The organism is Allobosea sp. 05T438 (genome assembly GCF_056396025.1).
The window spans coordinates 65,404-83,096 of the sequence record NZ_JBFTKQ010000006.1 but is presented as its reverse complement, the minus strand read 5'-3'; the positions used below and the strand labels follow the sequence as shown (position 1 = coordinate 83,096).

Genomic DNA, 17,693 nt, shown 5'->3' with positions numbered 1-17,693 from the left:
CATAAGCTAGGTTATTAATGCCAGGGCAGCGGCGTGACGAGAGGCGAAGTTGCGATTTCCGGCCATTTCACGCGATTGCTACGCGCTCCCGCCATGCGCTGATCTTATGGCCCATCCTCCAACACAAATCCGCCATGCGTGTGCCGCACTCCTTCCTGTGCCCGGAAGCCACCATCTTTATGGCATCCGGCCTGGGTCCGGATCGGCGCGAGGGGCGCGCGTCGTAACCTCCGGAGAGCTGACATGATCCCTAATTCGATCATTTCCACGGTTTCGCGACGTATTCCCGGCGGCGTGCGGCTGGCGGGCCTGGCCTTGCTTGCCGAGCTGAGCTACGGCGCGGCAGCCGCCCCTGCTTCCGCTGCGATGACCGACTGGCAGATGGCCTGTCAGGACAAGGCCGCGCCGCAGGGCTATGGCGAGAGCATTCGCTACAACAACTGCGTGAGGCAGCGCGACTGCGAACGCCTGGCGAACCAGATGGGGCATATGGCCATGGCAATGGGCTGCTTCGGCGTGATGCCGGACGCCCCGGCCGTGCCGTCGCGATCGCGCAACTGAAACGGGCAGGCTTCTCGCGACCGATCCCGGGGCACGATGCGCCGGGAATTTTGCCGCACTGCAAAATTCTCCGCGCCCCGCACTAGCGGAGCGCGGGCGCACATGCTAACGGGCCTCGTCAACTTGGCCATGGGCGCATCCGCCCGGCCCTTAGAAAGCCGGCTTGCCCGGCGTCGGAGTTGACGATGGCGCTTTCCCTCGACGGTCTGATTCGCGACGGTTTCACCTTCGACGACGTGCTGCTTGAGCCCGGCCCGTCCGAGGTCATGCCGGCGGATGTCGACATCCGCACCAGGCTCACCAAGTCGATATCGCTCAACCTGCCGATCATCGCCTCGGCGATGGACACTGTGACGGAAGCGCGCATGGCGATCGCCATGGCGCAGGCTGGCGGCCTCGGCGTTATCCACCGCAACCTCGAGGCCGACCAGCAGGCGGCGCAGGTGCGCCTCGTCAAGAAGTTCGAGTCGGGAATGATCGCCAACCCGATCACGATCTACCCCGACGAGACGCTGGCCGACGCGCTCGCGCTGATGAAGCAGAACGGCATCTCCGGCATCCCGGTCGTCGAGCGCGGCCCGCAGGGGCACAAGGGCAAGCTCGTCGGTATAGTCACCAACCGCGATGTGCGCTTCGCCGCCAACCCGGCCCAGCCCGTCTCGGAGCTGATGACCAAGGAACGGCTGATCACGGTGCGCGAGGGCGTGAGCCAGGAGGAGGCCCGGCGCCTGCTGCACCAGTTCCGCATCGAGAAACTGCTGGTCGTCGACGATCACTACCGCTGCATCGGCCTGATCACCGTCAAGGACATGGAGAAGCAGGTCGCCCATCCGAACGCGGCCAAGGATGCGCAAGGGCGCCTGCTCGTCGCTGCCGCAACCACCACCGGCGACCAGGGATTCGAGCGTTCGGAGATGCTGATCGACGCCGGCGTCGACCTCATCGTCGTAGATACCGCCCATGGCCACTCGTCGAAGGTGCTCGACGCGGTCAGCCGGGTGAAGAAGCTCTCCAATTCGGTCCAGGTCATCGCCGGCAACGTCGCCACTGCCGGCGGGGCGCAGGCCCTGATCGATGCCGGCGCGGACGCGGTCAAGGTCGGCATCGGCCCGGGCTCGATCTGCACCACCCGCATCGTCGCGGGCGTCGGCGTGCCGCAGCTCACCGCGATCATGGACGCGGCCTCGGCGGCGGCGAAGGCGGGGGTTCCGGTCATCGCCGACGGCGGCATCAAGTATTCTGGCGACCTCGCCAAGGCACTTGCCGCTGGCGCCTCCTGCGCCATGGTCGGCTCGCTGCTCGCCGGCACCGACGAGACGCCGGGCGAAACCTTCCTGTACCAGGGCCGCTCCTACAAGGCCTATCGCGGCATGGGCTCGGTCGGCGCGATGGCCCGCGGCTCGGCCGACCGCTACTTCCAGCAGGACATCAAGGACACGCTGAAGCTCGTGCCCGAGGGCATCGAGGGCCAGGTCGCCTATAAGGGGCCGGTTTCCACCGTGCTCCACCAGCTCGCTGGCGGCCTGCGCGCCGCCATGGGCTATGTCGGCGGCCGCAACCTCGAGGATTATCGCAACAAGGCCCGCTTCATCCGCATCACCAGCGCCGGCCTGCGCGAGAGCCATGTCCACGACGTGACGATCGTGCGCGAGAGCCCGAATTACCCGACCCGGTCTTGAGTCCGCGCAAGCTTCGTGCAGCACTGGCCGGGACTATCCTGGCCAGTGCCGACACGAGGCGACCGCGACCATGACCCTGAAGCTCGTCTATCCCACGCTGGCCCTGATCCTCTGGATCTTCATCGTCGGCGTCATCCTGATGCTGCGCAGGAAGGACGCCTTCTCCTCCGGCGCCGTGCGGCCGGAAGACGTGACGGTTTCGACCGAGCGCTATCCTGTGCCCGCCCGCCTCGCCTCCGCGAACTTCTCGAACCAGTTCGAGACGCCGGTTATCTATTTCGCGCTCATCATGCTCGCGATGGAGGTCGGCGCCACCAGCTATGTGATGGCACTGCTGGCCTGGGTTTATGTCGCGACCCGCGTCATCCACACGCTCATCCATATCGGCCCCAACAAGCTGCCCGTGCGCGGAGCGGTCTACGGCATCGGCGCCCTCGCCCTGGTCGGCATGTGGATCGGCGTCCTGCTCGCCGTCGTCTGAGCGCCCTCGCCCGCCGCCCTGCCGCCTGTCGTTAAGCATTTCAGGCGTTTGCGGAGCGAGGCGCAGCGAAAGCGTTGAATCTTAACGAAACGTAAACTACACCCAACCAGCGGCGGACGGTGAACAAGCGCAGGTTGGAGTGACGCGATGTTGCGTGTCCGTGAAATCCCCGTGCGGGCATTGTCCCGCAGCGGCGAGACCGGTTACGCCGGCTCTGTCAACAAGGCCCCGGCCCGCTCGCGTGCCGGCCGCTGGGCTGCGGCGACCGTGCTCGGCATGGCCGTCGGCTGCGGCGGCATGGTGCTGACGGCTTCGCTGGTCCAGGCGGACGACGATGCCGGCATCCGTTCGTTCTTCCTCGAGGAAGCCGCGCGCAGGGCTGCACGCGCTCCGGCGCAGAGCGCCTCCTATGCATCGACCCGCCCGACCGCTTATGCGCCGGCCACGAATGGCTGGCGCCTGCCCCTGATGCAGATGCGGCCGGATGGGCGCATCGCCCACCCGCCGATCGCGCTCAACCCCTTCAGGCAAAGCCCGAAGAAGGTTGCAGCCCGCCCGCACAGACCGGCCGAAGCCGGTGCCGCCCTGGTTTCCGCGAACAATGCCCAGACCTTCTGCGTGCGGCTCTGCGATGGCTTCCATGCCCCTATCGGCCATCTGCGGTCGGCTAGCGACCTGAACGCCCACGAAGCGCTTTGCAAGGCGATGAACCCCGGCATTCCGGTCAAGGTCTTTCGAGCAGCCGCGGGCTCGACCAGCATCGACTCCGCCGTCGCAGCAGATGGCCAGCGCTATGCGGCGCTGCCGATGGCCTATAGCCACGAGAAGGCTGCCGACCCTGCCTGTCGCCCCGCCATCGTCCAGGCCGGCGAGCGACGCATCTCGCTCCTGCGGGACATCACGCTCCGCCCCGGCGACAGCGTCGTCCTCGACGGCAAGGTTTCGACCTTCACCGGCGGATCGAGCTGGCCCTACAGCCGGCGCGACTTCCCCGACTTTCGCACGGCGCCGGAGCTGAGCACGGCCCAGCGCCAGCAGATCGACGAACGAGTCGGCGTTTCACGCATGGAGGCGGAGGCGCGCAGCCTCAGGCGGCAGATGCTGGTGCGGGAGGCCTATCTGCAGGATGAGACCGTCGCCAGCGATGCCGTGCTGCGTGGCTCGATCGATCCCGGGACGCGGGTCGCCGTGCGCCTGATCCCGATCACGGCTGCGTCACGCTGACGCCGAGAGACAGCTTAGACGGAAGACGTACGACTCGCATGGCGCGGAATCGTTTCGCCATTCCAATGCCATGGCCAGAAGATTAGAATTCATCAAAATAAGAAACAGTCTGGAACTCATACAAGACGCTGATTTTAAAGGATGATTCCGTTGACAGCGGTGTCGGCGCCCCTTTAACCCTCGCCCGTCGCGCCCTGGCGCCCTGAACCGACGGAGCGAAGAATGATCAAGAAGAAGCACCTCCACGCCCTGACGCTGTCGTCCTGCCTGCTCGCCGCACCGGCGCTCGCCCAGGAGGTCAATCTCTACACGACGCGCGAGCCCGCCCTGCTCAACCCGGCGCTGGAAGCCTTCAGCAAGGACACCGGCATCAAGGTCAACGCGGTCTTCCTGAAGGACGGCCTGCAGGAGCGCATCCGCGCCGAAGGTGCCAACAGCCCGGCCGACGTCATGCTCGTGGTCGATGTCGGCGAGATCAATGCTGCGGTCGATGCCGGCGTAACCCAGCCGATCAATTCGCAGACCGTGGACAAGATCGTCCCGGCGCAGCTGCGTCCGGACAACAACTGGGTCACGCTGACCAAGCGCGCCCGCATCGTCGTCGCCTCGAAGGAGCGTGTCGCGCAGGACGCGATCACCTATGAAGAGCTAGCGGATCCGAAGTGGAAGGGCAAGTTCTGCATCCGCGCCGGCCAGCACCCCTACAACAACGCCTTCTTCGCCGCCTATATCGCCCATAACGGCCCGGAGAAGACCGAATCCTACCTCAAGGCCCTGCGCGCGAACGCCGCCCGCAAGCCCGGTGGCGGCGACCGCGATGTGGCGCGCGACATCCAGTCCGGCCTCTGCGACGTCGCCGTGATCAACACCTATTATATCGGCCTGATGAGCCAGGCGAAGAACGAGCAGAAGGGCTGGTACGACGCGATCAAGCCGCTCAAGACGACCTTCGCCGATGGCGGTACCCATGTGAACGTCTCGGCTGCCGCGCTGGCCAAGAACGCCCCGAACAAGGACAACGCCGTCAAGCTGATCGAGTACATGCTCGGCGAAAAGGCGCAGGCCCTCTACGCCAACGGCAATTTCGAGTTCCCGGTCAACAGCGCCGTCATCGACTCGGCCGCCGTGAAGCTGCTCGGCGCGGTCACGCCGGACAAGCTGCCGCTCTCCGAGGTCGCCAAGCAGCGCAAGCCCGCCGCCGATCTCGTCGACAAGGTCGGTTTCGACAATTGAGCCTGAGCGCTCCGCTCACCCCTTCGCGACGGCCGCCATTCACATGGCGGCCGTCGACGCGTTTTGCGCTGGCATCGCTCGCGGGCGCCGGGCTCGTCCTGGCGCCGCTGCTGGCGCTCGTGGCGACCGCCCTGTCAGCCTCGCAGGCCGCGGAGATCTGGCCGCATCTCGTCGCCAACGTGCTGCCGTCGGCACTGGTCCAGACCGGTTTGCTGCTGGCAGGTGTAGGCGTCGTCAGCGCCATCCTCGGTGTCGGCACCGCCTGGCTGGTCACGCAGTTCGAGTTTCCGGGCCGGCGGCATTTCGAATGGCTGCTCGTGCTGCCGCTGGCGCTGCCCACCTATCTGACGGCCTATATCTACGTCGAATTCCTCGGCTTCCAGGGACCGCTGCAGAGCGCGCTGAGGGCGCTCGCCGGCTGGCGCACCCTGCGGGACTATTGGTTTCCCGATCCGCGCAACCTGCCCGGCGCGATCGCGATCATGGCTGTTGTCCTCTACCCTTACGTCTATCTCAGCACCCGTGCCCTCTTCAGCATCCAGGGCGCGACCATCGTCGAAGCGGCGCGCAATCTCGGCGCGACGCCGGGCCGGCTGTTCTGGCGCATCGGCTTGCCGCTCGCCCGGCCGGCGCTCGCGGCCGGGCTGACGCTCGTCCTGCTCGAGACGCTCAACGACATCGGCGCGACTGAATATCTCGGCGTCCGCTCGCTGACCCTCTCGATCTACACCACCTGGATCAACCGGGGCTCGCTGCCCGGGGCGGCACAGATCGCCTGCGTGATGCTGCTTGTCATCTTCCTGCTGATCTGGACGGAGGCCCGCCTGCGCGGACAGCGTCGCTTCGCCCTGCCCGTGCGGCAGCCGCGCCCGCTCGGGCGCCGGCCGCTGCGGCCTCGCGCAGCGTTCCTGGCGGCGGTTGCCTGCGCCCTGCCCGTTCTGTTCGGCGCCATGCTACCGATCGGCTACCTCGCCGCCGAAATCCTGCGACGCGGATTACTGGCGCAGTTCGACGCCGCTCTGCTGAGGTTGCTGGGCAATGCCCTCCTCCTCGCCGGCATCGCCTCCGCGATCGTGCTGCTGCTGGGGCTCGGCATCGCCACGGCCAGCCGCGCCGGCCGCGAAACCTGGCTGAAACCCCTCGCCCGCCTCGCTTCGCTGGGTTACGCCGTGCCCGGCACCGTGCTCGCGCTCGGGCTGCTGATCCCGATCGCCGCGCTCGACAACGGGCTGGCCAACGCGATCACGGCCCTGTTCGGTATCAAGCCCGGCCTGCTATTGATCGGTTCCGGCGCGGCGCTGGTGATCGCCTATGTCGTGCGCTTCCTGACCATCGGCATCTCCGGCGTGGAGAGCGGGCTCAGCCGCGTTTCGCCGCGGATCGACGATGCCGCGCGCGCTCTCGGCGCCGGCCAACCCGAGATCCTGCGCCGCATCCACTGGCCGCTGATGCGCCCGGCCGTCGCAGGCGCAGCGCTGCTCGTCTTCGTCGATTGCCTGAAGGAGCTGCCCGCGACGCTGCTGCTGCGCCCGCTCAACCTCGAAACGCTGGCGACGGTGGTCTATGGCCACGCCTCGCGCGGCGTCTTCGAGGACGGGGCGCTCGCTGCCCTGCTGATCATCCTCGCCGGCCTCTATCCTGCCATGCTTCTGGCCAAAACCGGCACAAATCGTGCGGGATAGCGGGTTTCCCGGCCTCGACAAGCCATCGACATCAGCCTACACCATCCGCCGCCAGGGGGCTGGCTGATTTCGGCCGGTGCCGATTCGGAAGTCCATGACCAGACGCGCAGCGATCCTCGCCTTCAGCCTTGTTGTCCTGATCGGCCTGCTCGGATTGCAGCCGTGGGACCTTGCGCTCGAGCGGGTGCAGCGCAACGTCGTCGCCGCAATTGCCAAGAAGACCGGCTTCGTCGTCGAGACCGTCGAGCGCGCCGAGATCGCGCTCCTGCCGTTCCCGCGCATCAGCCTGTCCCAGGTGAGCTTCAGCCAGCGCGACGGCGCGCTTTCCGGCGAAGCGGTTCGCGTGCGGGCGCATCTGCGCCTGCTGCCCTTGCTGACCGGCACGCTCAGCTTCGACAGGATCGACCTCGTCGCGCCGCAGATCGACGTGGCGGTCGCGCCCGGCAGCGACGGCGTGACGGAGTGGCTTGCCGCGCCGCTGGCCGAGATCGAGCGGCTGCGCAGCCAGAGCAAGATCGTCGTCCAGGGCGGCTCGCTCTTCCTGCGCGCGAACGGCGCGATCCAGAGCGTGGTCCGCGACGTCCATCTCGTCATCGACGAACGGACCTTGAACGAGCCGCTGGAATTGTCGGGATCGCTGACCTGGCGCGGCGTCCCGACCGAGGTGAGCCTGCGTTGGCCAATGGTCGGCCGCAACGGCAAGGCTGCGCTCTCGGCCAATTCGTCGCTTTTGAAGCTCAGGTTCGACGGCACGCGGTCCGCGCCTGACGAACCGGTCATCAATGGCCTTCTCGCCCTGTCCACCCCTTCCATTCCCCAGTTGCTGCGCTGGTTCGGCGAAGATTCGCGCCTGTCCGCGGCGCTCGGTGCCCTGACGCTGTCGGCCGATCTGCAGCTCAAGCCGCATGAAGCCTCCTTCAACAACGCCATCGCCAGCCTCGACGGCGAGCGTCTCGACGGCGTGCTCAAACTCTCCGAGACCGGGGCCGGACGCTTCGCGCTGTCAGGAACGCTGGCAGGGGCGACGCTCGACATCGGCCGCCTCGTCAATCGCCTGCCGATCCCGTCCGTCGACGCCAGCGATATCGGCCCGCTCGATCTCGACGGCTGGACCGAGCGGGAGATCGACCTGAGAATCTCGGTCGATGCCGCCAAGCTGAATGGCGCCCGCCTCAACGACGTCGCCAGCTATCTCCTGATCAAGAAAGGACGCTTCGAGACCGGGCTGCTCCGGGCCGGCGCCTATGGCGGCAGCGTCAAGACGCGCCTCCTGGCGGTCAGCGCCCCCGCCGGGGTCGATGTGAAGCTCCAGGCCGGGCTCGAGCGCGTGAACTTCGGGCAGGCGTCGACTGACCTGCCGCAGCTGTCGCGGCTGAGCGGCAACGCCACCTTCCAGCTTGCGCTCGACGGCGCCGGCCGGACCTTCGATGAATTGCTGGGCTCTTTGGCCGGACGTGCCAATCTGTCGGTCAAGCAAGGCGAGTTTGCCGGGATTGCGTTCGTCGACCTGCTGCGCCGCGCCGAGCGCGCGCCCGCCCAGACCCTGCGCGACTGGCGCCAGGGCAAGACGCCGTTCGAGAGCCTGACCGCCAATGCCGGCATCGCCGGCGGGCTGCTGGTCCTGACCGATGCCCAGATGAGCGGGCAGTCCTATCGCCTCAACCTGAGCGGCAACGCGTCGCTACGCACCCGCATCCTCGACATGGCCGCGTCGCTGGCGTCCACGACCAGTACGCTGACACTACCTTTCAGCCTCAAGGGTCCGGTGACCGCCCCGCTCTTCGAGCTCGAGACCGAGGCCTTCCTGAGTCCTGCCAGCGGCACGTCCTTCCCGTCTCTCCTCACGCGCTGATCGAAGCGTCTTCCGCCGCGCGCGGAAATCCGCTCTGATGCGGCAAAGGCCGCCTGATGGCCGGAACGGGGGAGCGTGATGAGGCAATGGATCACGGGCGTTCTCGCCCTTGCAGGATGGGTCGCAGCGGGAATGGCCGACGCACAGGATCTGATGACCGAGAAGAAGGTCTTCGAGCTGCCGAGCTTCACGACCCAATCGGGGCGCACGCTGAAGCAGGTCCGAGTCGGCTGGGAGAGCTACGGCACACTCAATGCCGACAAGACCAATGCCGTGCTGATCTGCCACTTCTTCTCGGGCAACTCGCACGCTGCCGGCAAATACGACGCCAAGGACGCACAGCCCGGCTACTGGGACGCGATCATCGGCCCCGGCAAGGCGATCGACACCGACAAGTATTTCGTCATCGCCTCCGACACGCTGGTGAACCTCAACACCGGCGACCCGAAGACGACCACCACCGGCCCCGCCTCGGTCAATCCCGACACCGGCAAGCCCTACGCGCTCGACTTTCCCATCGTCACCGTGCGCGACTTCGTCGAAGTTCAGAAGGCTCTCGTCGAAAGCCTTGGAATCAAAAAGCTTGCGCTGGTCGCCGGCCCCTCGATGGGTTCGCTCCAGACCTTCGAATGGGCCGCGAGCCATCCGGAGATGGTCGCCAAGGCGATGCCGGTGATCGGCGCGGCCGAGGCCGATGCGATGCTGATCGGCTGGCTCGACGTCTGGGCGGCGCCGATCCTGGTCGACCCCAACTGGAACAACGGCGACTATTACGGCAGGACCCCGCCGCTTGCCGGCCTCGCCAAGGCGCTGACCGCGGTGACGCTGCAGGCGAACCACCAGGAATGGGCGAACGCCACCTTCGGGCGCCGCCCCGCGAAGGAAGGGGAAGACCCGGGCAAGGCGCTCTCTAACAAGTTCCAGGTCCAGAGCGTGCTCGACAATGCCGGCGCAGCCCGAGCCAAGGTCTCCGACGCCAATCACTTCCTCTATCTGGTCAAGGCCAACCAGCTCTTCGCGGCCGGCAGCACTTCGCTCGCCGACGGCATGGCGAAGACCAAGGCGCCGATGTTGCTGGTGACGCAGCCGAAGGATCTGGTCTTCACCCCGGACGCGGTGGAGCGCACGGTGAAAGCGGCGAAGGACGCCGGGCGCGACATCACCCATGTGACCATCGACGGCGTCCGCGGTCATCTCGACGGCGTAATGTCGATGAAGCAGGCGGAAGGCGCCATCCGGGCGTTCCTGGCGAAGTAGGCACCGGTCTCCTCCAGACCCGCGCGCGGTTCCGGCTTATCCCGCAAACCGCTCGCGGTAGGCTTGCGGCGTCGTGCCGAGCCGCCTGAGGAATGCGCGCCGCAGCGTTTCCTCCGAGCCGAAGCCGCAGCGGCCGGCGACGCGGGCGACGGAGTGCCCCTGATCCAGCATGTAGCGCGCTTCATCGATTCTGATCTCCTCCACGGCCCGGGCCGGGGTCCGGCCCGTTGCCGTGCGGTAGTGGCGGGCGAAACTGCGCAGGCTCATATTCGCCCGCGCGGCCAGCCGCTCGAGCGACAGGTCGCTGCGGAGGTTTTCGACGATCCAGGCATGCAGGCCGTCGAAGCGCTCGTCCCGCCCCTGCAGGGCGAGCGCCGTGCTGAACTGGGACTGCCCACCCGGGCGCTTCAGGAAGACAACGAGCTGGCGCGCCACCGCCAGCGCCGTTTCGCGACCGAGATCCGCTTCGACGAGCGCGAGAGCGAGGTCGATCCCCGCCGTCACCCCGGCCGAGGTCCAGACATTGCCGTCGCGGATGAAGATCGGATCGGGATCGAGGCGGACGTCGGGAAAGCGCGTCGCGAACTCGGCACAGCGCCCCCAATGGGTGACGGCGCGCCTGCCGTCCAGAAATCTGGCGGTCGCCAGCAGGAACGCGCCACTGCAGACGGAGGCCACGCGCCGTGCCGCACCGGCCCGCTCGCGCAGCCATGCAACAAGGGGCGGGCTGTCGCATGCGGCCTGGATGCCGTAGCCGCCGGCGACGACCAGCGTGTCGACGGGTTGGTCCGGCCCGGAAAGCGGCTCCGTCAGCAGCGCAAGTCCCGCCGAGGTCATCACGTTGGGTTCGGCCGCCACCACCCGCGTCTCATAGGGCACGTCAGTTCTCGCCATGGCGGCGAGATCGTTGGCCGTGGCGAAGACCTGCAGCGGTCCGGTTACGTCCAGGATCTGCCCCTTCGGAAAGGTCAGGATCTCGATACGACGCGGTGTCGTTGGCATGAAACGAGGGGTGTTTGACAGAACGGCCAAAGGCTGGTCCGCTATCGTGCCCCTGTCAATCAGGAGCTGCTCCATGTCGTTTCATTTCGGCCTTCTCGTTTTCCCGGGCGTTCAGCAACTCGATCTCACCGGGCCGTACGAGGTCTTCGCCTCGCTCCCCGGAGCCCGTGTCGACCTCATCTGGAAAACGCTGGCACCGGTGCGGTCGGCGACCGGCCTTCCTCTGACGCCGACGACGACGCTGGCGGAGTGCCCGCCCCTCGATGTGCTCTGCATTCCCGGCGGAGGCGGCATCAACGCGCTCCTCACCGATGAGACGGTGCTCGACTTCCTGCGCAGGCAGGCGCCGCTGGTGCGTTACCTCACCTCCGTCTGCACAGGGTCCCTGGTCCTCGGCGCCGCTGGCCTCCTCAATGGCAAGCGCGCCACCACCCATTGGAATGCGCATGACTTCCTCAGCCATCTCGGCGCGATCCCCGTAAAGGAGCGTGTCGTGCAGGACGGCAACCTCATCACGGCCGGCGGCGTCACCTCCGGCATCGATTTCGGCCTGACGGTCGTGGCGGCATTGACCAGCCGGGCTGAGGCCGAGACGATCCAGCTCTCGCTGGAATATGCCCCCTCGCCGCCGTTCCGGTCCGGCACGCCGGAGGAAGCGACGCCCGCCATCGTGGCCGAAGCCCGCCGCCGCATGGCCGCGTCGCGCGCCGAGCGGGAGGCGATCCTCCTGCGGAAGTGAGCTCCGGCTGCGAGCTGCGCCACACCCGCCGGCTACGATACCGACGATCAACGAGCTCGTATCGGCCTCCCGGAGGCCCGTGCCTGGCTGCCGCCCCGGCACTCCCGCATGGTCGCGCGATCTTGCCCCCTTGGTCGCGCGCGGCAATTGGATGATAAGCTCGAACGAAGCGGAGGATGTAACGCCGCTGACCGGCCGACGATGCCCGAGAATGCGGCCCCGGATGGACCATGCTCGAGCTCGATCACCTCACCGTCATCGCACCGACCCTCGCCGAAGGGGTGGCCCATGTCCGGGCTTGCCTCGATATCGACGTGCCCTTCGGGCAGCGCCACGGCTATATGGGCACGTTCAACCATCTGCTCCAGCTCGGCGGCCAGGTCTATCTGGAGATCGTGGCCCGCGACCCGGACGCCGCGCCGCCCGGCCGCGCGCGCTGGTTCGGCCTCGACGATCAGCGGAAGGTGCGAGCCGACTGGGATTCGGGCCGCCGCTTGAGGGGATGGGTTGCCCGCACCGACGCGATCGACGCCGTCCTCGCGGCGCGCGGACACATCTTCGGAGAGAAGATCGCGCTGCCCTGGGCCGAACCGTCGTTCGATTTTGCAATCCCGATAGACGGCTCGCTTCCGCTCGGCGGCGCTGCTCCCTCGATCATCGACAGGCGCGGAAAGCCACGTCCAATGGAGAGCATCGCCGATCTGGGAGCCAGGCTCCGATCGTTCTCGCTCGAACATCCCGGCGCCGAGGCCCTCTCCGACCTCTATCGCGAGATCGGTATCGTCGGCGCGCCCGAGATCCTGCGCGGACCGGCCCTGTGCTACCGGGCGCAGATCGAGACCGCCCGCGGCCTGAAGCAGCTCTGTTGAAGCCGCCTACCCCGCCAGCGTCGCCTTCACCCCGTCGATCACGAACTGTACGGCGAGCGCGGCCAGGATCACGCCGAGCAGCCGCGTCAGCACGACATTGCCGGTGACGCCGAGGAGCCTGGCGATCGGCGTCGCAGCCAGGAACACGGCAAGGCAGCTCAGGATCACCAGCCCGCAGATCACAGCCAGCGCGATCAGCAGCAGCGGATCGCCTCCTGCCCGGCCGGCGAGCAGGATCATGGCCGTGAGCGCGCCGGGCCCCGCCATCAGCGGGATCGCCAGCGGAAAGGCCGCGACATTGCGGATATGATCCTGTGTGATCGCGGTGTCGGCGGTCTGCTGCTTGCGCTCGTTGCGGCGCTCGAACACCATCTCGAAGGCGATCCAGAACAGCAGCAGCCCGCCGGCGATGCGGAAGGCCGGCAGGGAGACGCCGAGCGCCTTCAGCACGACATCGCCGGCGACGGCGAAGAAGCCCATGATGCAGAAGGCGATGATCGAGGCGCGCACCGCCACCTGCCGCCGCTCGCCTGCCGACATGCCGCGCGTCAGAGACAGGAAGATCGGCGCCAGACCCGGCGGGTCGAGCGTCACCAGCATCGTGACGAGGGCGGATGTGACGAATTCGATGAACATGCGGAGGTGACTTCACCACGGCTTTTGCCCGCCGTCACCCGCGAAGAAAGGCGGGATTGTGGCAGGAGCTGTGGATGCTGACAAAAACCGTCGCCAAAACATTGATATCGCTTGGATATTTTTTACTTGGACAGAGCCTGCTTTTGCTGGCGCGAAAGGCCGGAATCGGGTAGCCAGAAGCCTGAAAAATACTAGGAATCGGGACATTTCCCTTTGAGCGACGATACCGACGACAAGCGCGACGACGCCCCGGATTTCGGCGGCGACATCAAGCCGATCGCGATCACCGACGAGATGAAGAAGAGCTATCTCGATTACGCCATGAGCGTGATCGTGAGCCGCGCTCTGCCCGATGTCCGCGACGGCCTGAAGCCCGTCCACCGCCGCATCCTGTTCTCGATGCATGAGAACAAGAACCTGCCCGAGCGGCCCTACACCAAATGCGCCCGCATCGTCGGCGACACGATGGGTAAATACCATCCGCACGGCAATCTCGCGGTCTATGACGCGCTGGTGCGCATGGCGCAGGACTTCTCGCTGCGCCTGCCGCTGATCGACGGTCAGGGCAATTTCGGCTCGATGGACGGCGACAGCCCCGCCGCCGACCGTTACACCGAGGCGCGTCTCGACAAGGCGGCGATGCCGCTGCTCGAGGATCTCGATCTCGATACGGTCGATTTCCAGCCGAACTACGACGGCAAGGAGCATGAGCCGACGGTTCTGCCGGCGCGCTATCCGAACCTGCTCGTCAACGGCGCCGGCGGCATCGCCGTCGGCATGGCGACCAACATCCCGCCGCATAATCTCGGCGAGGTCATCGACGCCTGCATCGCCTTCATCGACGATCCCGAGATCTCGATCGACAGCCTGATCGAGATCGTCCCCGGCCCCGACTTCCCGACCGGCGCCTCGATCATGGGCCGCAGCGGCATCCACGCCGCCTATCACACCGGCCGCGGCTCGATCGTGATGCGCTCGAAGACGCATATCGAGGAGCTGCGCAAGGAGCGCGAGGCGATCATCGTCACCGAGATTCCCTATCAGGTGAACAAGGCGACGATGGTCGAGAAGATTGCTGATCTCGTGCGCGAGAAGCGCATCGAGGGCATCTCGGACCTGCGCGACGAGTCGAGCCGCGAGGGCGTGCGCGTCGTCATCGAGGTCAAGCGCGATGCCGTCGCCGACGTGGTGCTGAACCAGCTCTATCGCTTCACCCCGCTGCAGACCTCCTTCGGCGCCAACATGGTGGCGCTGAATGGCGGCCGCCCCGAGGTGCTCAACCTCAAGGACTTCATTTCGGCCTTCGTCGAGTTTCGCGAGGAAGTCGTCTCGCGGCGCACGCGCTACCTGCTCAACAAGGCCCGCGAGCGTGCCCATGTGCTCTGTGGCCTGGCCACGGCGGTCGCGAATATCGACGAGGTCATTCGCCTGATCCGCACCGCGCCGACCCCGGCCGCGGCGCATGAATCGCTGATGGCACGCGACTGGCCGGCCGAAGACATCGCCCCGCTGATCGCGCTGGTTGACGATCCGCGCCACCCGATGAACGCGGACGGCACCTATCGGCTCTCCGACGCGCAGGCGAAGGCGATCCTCGAGCTGCGCCTCGCCCGCCTCACGGCTCTCGGCCGCGACGAGATCGGCGACGAACTGCAGAAGCTCGCCACCGAAATCGCGGATTATCTCGACATCCTGCGCTCGCGCGCCCGCATCCAGTCGATCGTCAAGACCGAGCTGGCGGAAGTGAAGGCTGCCTTCGCCACGCCGCGCCGGACCGAGATCCAGGACTGGGGCTCCGACCTCGACGACGAGGATCTGATCGCCCGCGAGGACATGGTCGTCACCGTCAGCCATGGCGGCTACATCAAGCGCGTGCCGCTCTCGACCTATCGGGCGCAGCGGCGCGGCGGCAAGGGCCGCTCCGGCATGGCGACCAAGGACGAGGATTTCGTCGCAAGGCTCTTCGTGGCCAATACCCATACGCCGGTGCTGTTCTTCTCGTCCGAGGGCCAGGTCTACAAGGAGAAGGTCTGGCGGCTGCCGCTCTCGGCGCCGAACGCCCGCGGCAAGGCGCTGGTCAACATGCTGCCGATCGAACAGGGCGAGCGCATCACCACGATCATGCCGCTGCCGGAGGACGAGGCGAGCTGGGAGACGCTCGACGTGATGTTCGCGACCGCCTCAGGCGGGGTGCGCCGCAACAAGCTCTCCGACTTCGTCAACGTCAATCGCGCCGGCAAGATCGCGATGAAGCTCGACGAGGGCGACCATATCGTCGACGTGCAGATCTGCACCGAGAACGACGATGTGCTGCTGACCACGGCCGACGGCCAGTGCATCCGCTTCGCGGTGCCGGAAGTGCGCGTCTTCAAGGGCCGCGACTCGACCGGCGTGCGCGGCATCAACCTGGCCAAGGACGATAAGGTGATCTCGCTGGCGATCCTGCGCCATCTCGACGCCACGCCCGACGAACGCGCCGCCTATCTCAAGCGCGCGGCGGCGGCCCGCAGGGCGCTTACCGGCGAGGCCGAGGATGGTGCCGAGGTCACGGCAGTGATCGAGGCTGATGCCGAGGAGAGCGGCGGCGACATCGAGCTCGGACTTGAGAAATACACCGCCATGGGCGCGGCCGAGCAGTTCATCCTGACCATCTCGGAGCGGGGCTACGGCAAGCGCACCTCCTCCTTCGAGTATCGGGTCACCGGACGCGGCGGCAAGGGCATCGTCGCCATGGTGGTCAACGACCGCAATGGCAAGCTCGTCGCGTCGTTCCCGGCTGTGGATACCGACCAACTCATGCTCGTCACCGATGGCGGCCAGCTCATCCGCGTGCCGGTCGATGCCGGCCCGAACAACCGCATCCGCATCGCCGGGCGCTCGACCCAGGGCGTGACCGTCTTCAACACCGACAAGGACGAGAAGGTCGTCTCGGTCGAGTGCATCAACGACGACGGTGAGAATGGCGAGGAGGCCGGCGACGAGGCTCCGAGCGATGATCAGACGGAAGGCTGATCTGTCAGTGCTTTGCGGTGAGGTGTTCAGCTGATCACTCAGCTTTCGCCTCGCTGTCTGCTCAAAGATGACGGGAATGACGTCTGTCATTCCCGGGCGAACCGAAGCGTAGACTCAGGAATCTCGTTCAGGAGATTCTCGGGTCAAGCCCGAGCCTGACGGATAGTCCTCGCGACTTCGTTTGACTCGTAACGCTCCTCGCGCTCCCATCCGGTCATGAAGGCTCGTTCCGTGCCCGTCCGCTCGCCTGCGATCACGCCGGAGATCATGCTGCGCGCCTACGCCGCCGGCATCTTTCCGATGGCGGAAAGCGCCGATGATCCCGGCCTGTTCTGGGTGGAACCGGAGCTGCGCGGCGTCATCCCGCTCGAAGGCTTCCACCTCTCTTCGCGCCTCGCGCGCACCGTCCGCTCGGACCGCTTCGAGATCCGGGTCGACAGCGATTTCGAGGCGGTGATCGCAGCCTGCGGAGAGGCCCGGCCCGACCGGCCGGAAACCTGGATCAATACCCGCATCCGCGCCATCTTCGGCGAGCTTTTCGCGCTCGGCCACGTCCATACGGTCGAGTGCTGGCGCGAGGGCCGCCTCGTCGGCGGGCTCTATGGATTGTCGCTCGGTGCCGCCTTCTTCGGGGAAAGCATGTTCCACCGCGAGACCGACGCCTCCAAGGTCGCGCTCGCCCATCTCGTCGCGCGGCTGCGGCGCGGCGGCTATCGCCTGCTCGACACCCAGTTCCAGACCGGCCATCTCGCACAGTTCGGCACCGTCGAGATCCCGCGCGAGGCCTATCGGCTCAGGCTCGACGATGCGCTGCGCCACCAGGGCAACTGGCCGGCCTGGCCGATGGACACTGTCGTCAGTGGCCAGCAGGCGCTGGCCGAACTTTAGCCCGAAGCCGGCCCGCGCGGATCGAGGCGCTCCGCCAGCCAGACGACGGCGATTGCGACGCTGACGCCCCAGCCGACCTCGACGACGCGCGAGAGCATCATCTGCTGCGCACTGGTTCCGGGATGCGGGACGAGCAGGATGATCGTCGCGGTGATGCCGGCGAGGCGCGCGGCGCTGGCGACGTTCAATAGCCAGGCGGCCAGAACCGAAAGCGCCGCCGCCAGCAGATAGCTCAGGATGTGCTGGCCGGTGACGAGCACGACCGCAACGCCGATCGCGCCGCCGATGGCAGCCCCGACGAACTGGTCGCGCGCCGTCGTCCGCGTCGCGCCGAACTCGGTCTGAACCACGGCAATCGCGGTGATGGCGGCCCAGAAGCCTTCACGCAGCCCCAGCGCCTGCGTCGGCCAATAGGCGGCGAGCGCCGCTGCACTCGACATCAGCGCGTGTTCGAGACCATCGCGGAAGCGCTGGCCAGCGGGAAGCCGCTTGCGCAGATCGGCGAGGTGACGGCGCAGGCGCCTGATGCGCGTCGTTTCGCGCCCGGCTCCCTTGGTGGCGCCGTCGGGCGGCACGGA

The 17,693-nt window shown here is 67.0% G+C and carries 15 protein-coding genes; 12 read left to right on the top strand and 3 right to left on the bottom strand.

The window, feature by feature from the left end; genetic code table 11:
* Nucleotides 1-243: 243 nt before the first annotated feature.
* From AC1DIN_RS14620 to AC1DIN_RS14585, 8 genes are all read left to right on the top strand, one after another.
* On the top strand, nucleotides 244-561 hold the full coding sequence (locus AC1DIN_RS14620) for a hypothetical protein (RefSeq protein ID WP_476810293.1): 318 nt from the start codon (nucleotides 244-246) through the stop codon (nucleotides 559-561).
* Between the two features lie 185 nt (nucleotides 562-746).
* Nucleotides 747-2,240: an IMP dehydrogenase gene (guaB, locus tag AC1DIN_RS14615; protein ID WP_441470902.1), complete on the top strand. Its 1,494-nt coding sequence runs from the start codon at nucleotides 747-749 to the stop codon at nucleotides 2,238-2,240.
* 70 nt (nucleotides 2,241-2,310) lie between these two features.
* Nucleotides 2,311-2,721 carry an MAPEG family protein gene (locus AC1DIN_RS14610; RefSeq protein ID WP_441470901.1) on the top strand — a complete coding sequence of 137 codons (411 nt, stop codon included), beginning with the start codon at nucleotides 2,311-2,313 and terminating at the stop codon, nucleotides 2,719-2,721.
* Nucleotides 2,722-2,868: 147 nt separating this feature from the next.
* The gene (locus AC1DIN_RS14605) at nucleotides 2,869-3,945 is read left to right on the top strand and encodes a DUF2865 domain-containing protein (protein ID WP_476810292.1); all 1,077 of its coding nucleotides are present in this window, start codon (nucleotides 2,869-2,871) and stop codon (nucleotides 3,943-3,945) included.
* Nucleotides 3,946-4,167: 222 nt separating this feature from the next.
* The gene (locus AC1DIN_RS14600; protein WP_476810291.1) at nucleotides 4,168-5,178 is read left to right on the top strand and encodes an extracellular solute-binding protein; all 1,011 of its coding nucleotides are present in this window, start codon (nucleotides 4,168-4,170) and stop codon (nucleotides 5,176-5,178) included.
* Nucleotides 5,175-6,860, top strand: coding sequence for an ABC transporter permease (locus tag AC1DIN_RS14595; RefSeq protein WP_476765310.1), 1,686 nt, complete (start codon nucleotides 5,175-5,177; stop codon nucleotides 6,858-6,860). The genes AC1DIN_RS14600 and AC1DIN_RS14595 overlap by 4 nt, the downstream gene beginning before the upstream one ends.
* 94 nt (nucleotides 6,861-6,954) lie before the next feature.
* Complete coding sequence (locus AC1DIN_RS14590; RefSeq protein WP_476810290.1) at nucleotides 6,955-8,712, top strand: AsmA family protein; 1,758 nt, start codon at nucleotides 6,955-6,957, stop codon at nucleotides 8,710-8,712.
* Nucleotides 8,713-8,790: 78 nt separating this feature from the next.
* Nucleotides 8,791-9,969: an E22 family MetX-like putative esterase gene (locus AC1DIN_RS14585; protein ID WP_476810289.1), complete on the top strand. Its 1,179-nt coding sequence runs from the start codon at nucleotides 8,791-8,793 to the stop codon at nucleotides 9,967-9,969.
* Nucleotides 9,970-10,005: 36 nt separating this feature from the next.
* Here AC1DIN_RS14585 and AC1DIN_RS14580 read toward each other — a convergent pair whose 3' ends face one another.
* Nucleotides 10,006-10,971 (bottom strand): GlxA family transcriptional regulator, encoded by a 966-nt coding sequence (locus AC1DIN_RS14580; RefSeq protein ID WP_476810288.1) that lies wholly within the window; start codon nucleotides 10,969-10,971, stop codon nucleotides 10,006-10,008.
* Between the two features lie 73 nt (nucleotides 10,972-11,044).
* Between AC1DIN_RS14580 and AC1DIN_RS14575 the strand changes: the two genes are divergently transcribed.
* Nucleotides 11,045-11,710 carry a DJ-1/PfpI family protein gene (locus tag AC1DIN_RS14575; protein WP_476810287.1) on the top strand — a complete coding sequence of 222 codons (666 nt, stop codon included), beginning with the start codon at nucleotides 11,045-11,047 and terminating at the stop codon, nucleotides 11,708-11,710.
* A gap of 230 nt (nucleotides 11,711-11,940) precedes the next feature.
* A complete protein-coding gene (locus AC1DIN_RS14570) occupies nucleotides 11,941-12,579 on the top strand; it encodes a VOC family protein (protein WP_476810286.1) in 639 nt (212 codons plus the stop codon).
* 6 nt (nucleotides 12,580-12,585) lie between these two features.
* Here AC1DIN_RS14570 and AC1DIN_RS14565 read toward each other — a convergent pair whose 3' ends face one another.
* Nucleotides 12,586-13,215, bottom strand: a complete 630-nt coding sequence (locus AC1DIN_RS14565) for a MarC family protein (protein WP_441470892.1) — start codon at nucleotides 13,213-13,215, stop codon at nucleotides 12,586-12,588.
* Nucleotides 13,216-13,428: 213 nt separating this feature from the next.
* Here AC1DIN_RS14565 and gyrA point away from each other — a divergent pair, with 213 nt between their 5' ends.
* Together gyrA and aat are read left to right on the top strand one after the other, a co-directional pair.
* Nucleotides 13,429-16,227, top strand: a complete 2,799-nt coding sequence (gene gyrA / locus AC1DIN_RS14560) for a DNA gyrase subunit A (RefSeq protein ID WP_476810285.1) — start codon at nucleotides 13,429-13,431, stop codon at nucleotides 16,225-16,227.
* A gap of 216 nt (nucleotides 16,228-16,443) precedes the next feature.
* Nucleotides 16,444-17,115: a leucyl/phenylalanyl-tRNA--protein transferase gene (gene aat, locus AC1DIN_RS14555; RefSeq protein ID WP_476810284.1), complete on the top strand. Its 672-nt coding sequence runs from the start codon at nucleotides 16,444-16,446 to the stop codon at nucleotides 17,113-17,115.
* Here aat and AC1DIN_RS14550 read toward each other — a convergent pair.
* Nucleotides 17,112-17,690 carry an FUSC family protein gene (locus AC1DIN_RS14550; protein WP_476810283.1) on the bottom strand — a complete coding sequence of 193 codons (579 nt, stop codon included), beginning with the start codon at nucleotides 17,688-17,690 and terminating at the stop codon, nucleotides 17,112-17,114. The genes aat and AC1DIN_RS14550 overlap by 4 nt on opposite strands.
* Nucleotides 17,691-17,693 lie beyond the last annotated feature (3 nt).

Coding starts and splice junctions, on each gene's coding strand:
- AC1DIN_RS14620 (WP_476810293.1), top strand. CDS start 244: ATGATCCCTAATTCGATCATTTCCACGGTTTCGCGACGTATTCCCGGC.
- guaB (WP_441470902.1), top strand. CDS start 747: ATGGCGCTTTCCCTCGACGGTCTGATTCGCGACGGTTTCACCTTCGAC.
- AC1DIN_RS14610 (WP_441470901.1), top strand. CDS start 2,311: ATGACCCTGAAGCTCGTCTATCCCACGCTGGCCCTGATCCTCTGGATC.
- AC1DIN_RS14605 (WP_476810292.1), top strand. CDS start 2,869: ATGTTGCGTGTCCGTGAAATCCCCGTGCGGGCATTGTCCCGCAGCGGC.
- AC1DIN_RS14600 (WP_476810291.1), top strand. CDS start 4,168: ATGATCAAGAAGAAGCACCTCCACGCCCTGACGCTGTCGTCCTGCCTG.
- AC1DIN_RS14590 (WP_476810290.1), top strand. CDS start 6,955: ATGACCAGACGCGCAGCGATCCTCGCCTTCAGCCTTGTTGTCCTGATC.
- AC1DIN_RS14585 (WP_476810289.1), top strand. CDS start 8,791: ATGAGGCAATGGATCACGGGCGTTCTCGCCCTTGCAGGATGGGTCGCA.
- AC1DIN_RS14580 (WP_476810288.1), bottom strand. CDS start 10,971: ATGCCAACGACACCGCGTCGTATCGAGATCCTGACCTTTCCGAAGGGG.
- AC1DIN_RS14575 (WP_476810287.1), top strand. CDS start 11,045: ATGTCGTTTCATTTCGGCCTTCTCGTTTTCCCGGGCGTTCAGCAACTC.
- AC1DIN_RS14570 (WP_476810286.1), top strand. CDS start 11,941: ATGCTCGAGCTCGATCACCTCACCGTCATCGCACCGACCCTCGCCGAA.
- AC1DIN_RS14565 (WP_441470892.1), bottom strand. CDS start 13,215: ATGTTCATCGAATTCGTCACATCCGCCCTCGTCACGATGCTGGTGACG.
- aat (WP_476810284.1), top strand. CDS start 16,444: ATGAAGGCTCGTTCCGTGCCCGTCCGCTCGCCTGCGATCACGCCGGAG.